At 62.4% G+C, this 3,578-nt stretch carries 3 protein-coding genes; 1 reads left to right on the forward strand and 2 read right to left on the reverse strand.

Annotation, left to right across the window (positions count from 1 at the left end; all coding sequences use genetic code 11):
• Positions 1–1,576, forward strand: a 1,576-nt coding sequence (gene tssF, locus BBA01S_RS39280) for a type VI secretion system baseplate subunit TssF (protein WP_027821144.1), incomplete at its 5' end; no start/stop codon positions are given.
• Between the two features lie 35 nt (positions 1,577–1,611).
• Here the strand turns inward: tssF and BBA01S_RS39285 are convergent.
• A complete protein-coding gene (locus BBA01S_RS39285; RefSeq protein WP_027821145.1) occupies positions 1,612–2,979 on the reverse strand; it encodes a hypothetical protein in 1,368 nt (455 codons plus the stop codon).
• 59 nt (positions 2,980–3,038) lie between these two features.
• Positions 3,039–3,299 (reverse strand): PAAR domain-containing protein, encoded by a 261-nt coding sequence (locus tag BBA01S_RS39290; protein WP_027821146.1) that lies wholly within the window; start codon positions 3,297–3,299, stop codon positions 3,039–3,041.
• Between the last annotated feature and the right edge of the window lie 279 nt (positions 3,300–3,578).

Here is a 3,578-nt window from a genome sequence, read left to right on the forward strand (position 1 = left end):
AAGACCGTTCCCATCGTGTTCGATCGCGAGTTTCGAACTGGACGGCAGTCGGGCGGCGCAAATGTCCACGTCCATTGTGATTGCGCGTGGAACCCAACTTTACAGTCCTCCGGTGCGGGGAACGAAAGTTTTTTTCCGGACTGCTTTCGACGTCACGTTATCGCCGCTCCATATAAGTCACGCCCGCTTTCAGCGCATCGCACAGACACCGCAGTCTTTGCGTTTGCCGCTCAACGCCAGCGCGCAGATTTCGGTCACGTTCGCCATTCAGTCGGCGCACGCGTCGGTTGCCGACCTGACGCTCGATTCAATCCGGCTGTACGCGCACGGCGAGCCGCTTTTCAGTGCCGCCCTGCGCGATGCGTTGTCCATTCACGCACTCTGCGCGTATGTCGAACCGGCGCACACCGGTCGCTGGATCGCACTGGACAGCGTTCCATTCGCGATGGCGGGTCTGGATCGCGATGAAAGCCTGATTCCCAGTCCCGAGGCTGTTGACGCCGCTTATCCGCTATTGACGGAATTCTTCGCTTTCCCTGAGAAATTCGGTTTCTTCGATTGCGACTTGCGTCAGGCTGGCCGTCTTGGCGGTCGCGTGTTCACGCTGCATGTGCTGTTGAAAGACATTCCGGCCGACTCGCAGGCCGCCAGCCTGCTGGAGTCGTTTGGCCCTCAGCACCTGACGCCAGGGTGCACGCCCGTCGTCAATTTGTTCGAGACGCCGGGCTTGCTCGGCAAGCGGCTGGACGAGTCGTCGATGGCCGGCGCTTTTCCGCTCCTCGTGGACGAGCAAAACGCTCATGCATATGAAGTGTATTCGGTCGATTCGGTATCGCAGGTGAGCGCGACTCCCGAGGGCGAAAAGGTCACCGAATTTCCCTCGCTTCACTCACGACTTCACGACACGCGTTCGGCGTTATATTGGCGCACGCATCGCGACCCGCTGATGGCCAGCACGCTGCCGGGCCACGAGTTTGCGCTTGCTTTCGTCGATGAACAGATCGAAGCCGTGTCGCCGCCAAACGGGTTGGGCCTCCGCCTCACCTGCACTAATCGCGATTTGCCGGAGCAGCTTGTTCCGGGCGCGGAGAATGGCGATCTATTGATCGAGGGGGGCACGCTCGCACGGCGTATCTCGCTGTTGCATCGGCCTACGCAGACACGGTATTTCCGGCACGAACGTGGCGCGCTGTGGAGGCTGATTTCGCAGTTGTCGTTCCATGCGCTGCTGCTCAATGGTGGTGCCGAGCCCCTTCGCGATCTGCTGCGGCTTCACGACCTGACCGGCTCGTCACGACTGGCGGAGGCGCTCGTCGATGTGGCTGGGCGAGCCGTGACGGCGTGGGTATCTGACAAGCCCGTCGCCAGTGTCGTGCGCGGCCTTGAAATACGCGTGACCGTCAACGAACGTCATCTGGCCGAGACTGGCCTGCATGCTTTCGCGCAATTGCTCGACACGCTGTTGGGCGTGTCTATTTCGAGCAACGGCTTTACGCAATTGGTGTTGCTATCGGGTGATGACGGCGTGGAATTGTTGCGCTGCCCGCGCCGCTCAGGGCGTAGCCATCTCATCTGATCCGGCATCCGTGTTTCCGCAACGGCAGGCGGCGCTTACGCGGGAAGTGCGTCGACCTGGATCGGCGGCGGGGTGACGAGCATGACGCCGCGCGCGATCCCATCGGCGCTGGAAAGTGCGAAAGTCGGTTGATGCTCGGCAAGACTGTGCGCACCGGCCACCGCAATCGTGCTCAACGCCAGCGCTGCATGGACTTCACCATTCGCTAAGCCCAGGTGCAGGCAGTGCTCGCGCGTTTTCTTGTCCGGCCATCCCGCTTCCACCACGCTGGTGACTTCCGCGCGCCGGCTGCTGCGTTGATCAGCGTCGCTCACGAGTGCGCACGACGCGATCTCCAGTTCCGGCATCGCAGCCTGTTTGCGTGCCGCGTCTAGCAACTGCGTAATCGTATCGCCGCGTTGCTGCGCCGCTTGTTCAGCAGGATTGCTGAGCATATCCGCAGCGAGGCGGTGAACGCGCGCCGCCGAGGCCGCGGCGGTTGCGTCTGGATGCGCGAGCAGCAACGCGCAGGCGCCTTCGCCGAGGACATGGCCGTCGGGATGCGCCTGTCTGTAAAGCTGGCCGAGGTTGTCGAGCGTGTCCACGGTTCTCTGGCCAAGCGTCGAGTCCAGCGCCAGCAGGATGTGTGGCGTGGAAGCAGGCTGCTTCTGGAGCGCGACGCTCAGGTCGTCCAGCACTGCAAGCGCCTGCACGGGATCGGTTACGCACACGAGGCTCGCGCGTTCGATGCGAGGCATCCAGCGCTCACGTGCAAGGCGCGCGTCGAGCCATGCCGCGAGCGTTCCCGCGTGAGCTCGCCAGCGCTGCGGAAGCACCACATGCAGCCGATACAGCGCGGTTTCCCGCGCATCATTCCCGGGTCCGTTGCCGCCCGTGCTGTCGCGTTCGATGGGGCGGCGTTCCATCAACTCGTCGAGTGCTTCAGCCGCGAGTAGCAGCGCGCGTCGTTGTTCACCGTCGAGCGTGCGCGCGCGGTCCTCGGCCAGCAGGGTTTCGTCGAACTGGTCGAGTTCGATCGAAGCGACGCTGGCGGCGAAAATCTTCACGCCGTTGCGGCGCTTCAATTCGGTATGCAGACCGACGATGCTTGCGGCGCGCGCCGCGCCACCCGCGTCTTCGGGCGTAATGCCGGCGGGCAAGCGCAAACAGCAGTCGAGCAGCGCGATCGTGCACGGCCGTGCCTGTGCCTGTGCGTCGCCGACGGGCGCGGCAGCGGACCCAGCGGCTGGACGCGGAACCTCGCGCGCAATCGCTTTGCGCACGAGGCCGAAACTCGTGGCGAGGAGAGTAGGCAATGCAAGGCCATATAGCAACAGATCGCGTGCCGCGGGCACGTGCGAGGCTGTCTTCCAGTAGAGGAGCGCGACGACCCACACCGCGACGAAGATGGCCACGATCGGCATGACGCCGCTTAACGTCGATCGTTGGCTCGGGCTTTGCCCTGCGGCCGGCTGCGTGGCGCTCATGCGCCGCCGGTGCTCGTCTGACTGGCAATCAGCGTGGCGCCGCAGGCGGTTTTATGACCGTCGCGGGCTACGGCTTCGTTTTCGACAATGGCCGTGTCGTCGCCTTCGGCTATGTGATTGGGGCCGTGAATGGGGCAGCTCACCGTGTCGTTGCGGCGAGCGATCTGATTGCCGGCGATTTTGGCGTTCACGGCCGCGCTCGTGACTGTGCCTCCGTGACTGTGTTTGTCGCCGAGGACAATGAATGGACGTGCCATGTGCTGGTTTTCCCGTTTTGTCTATCTGCCCGCTTGCCGGATCTGGATTGATCGACCGATTTAAAGCGCCCTGATTCTACTTGCTTCCGCTTCTTCCGGTTGATAATGGCCGCGATGGGCGAGATTCGAATCGCTGTATTGCAAAGCATGGGCAATCTTTTATGCGGAATTCATAAATACTATTCTCCCGCGCCCGCTGCACAAATGATACGTCATGGATTCTGGCGACGCTCCCGAAAAATGATGGTTTCCAATAGCGCAAATATTGGAGCCTCATTT

Origin of the sequence: Paraburkholderia bannensis NBRC 103871 (genome assembly GCF_000685015.1) — a bacterium.
GTDB lineage: Bacteria > Pseudomonadota > Gammaproteobacteria > Burkholderiales > Burkholderiaceae > Paraburkholderia > Paraburkholderia bannensis.

Excerpts from the sequence above, each read along its gene's own strand:
- BBA01S_RS39285 (WP_027821145.1), bottom strand. The coding sequence starts at position 2,979 with ATGCCGATCGTGGCCATCTTCGTCGCGGTGTGGGTCGTCGCGCTCCTC.
- BBA01S_RS39290 (WP_027821146.1), bottom strand. The coding sequence starts at position 3,299 with ATGGCACGTCCATTCATTGTCCTCGGCGACAAACACAGTCACGGAGGC.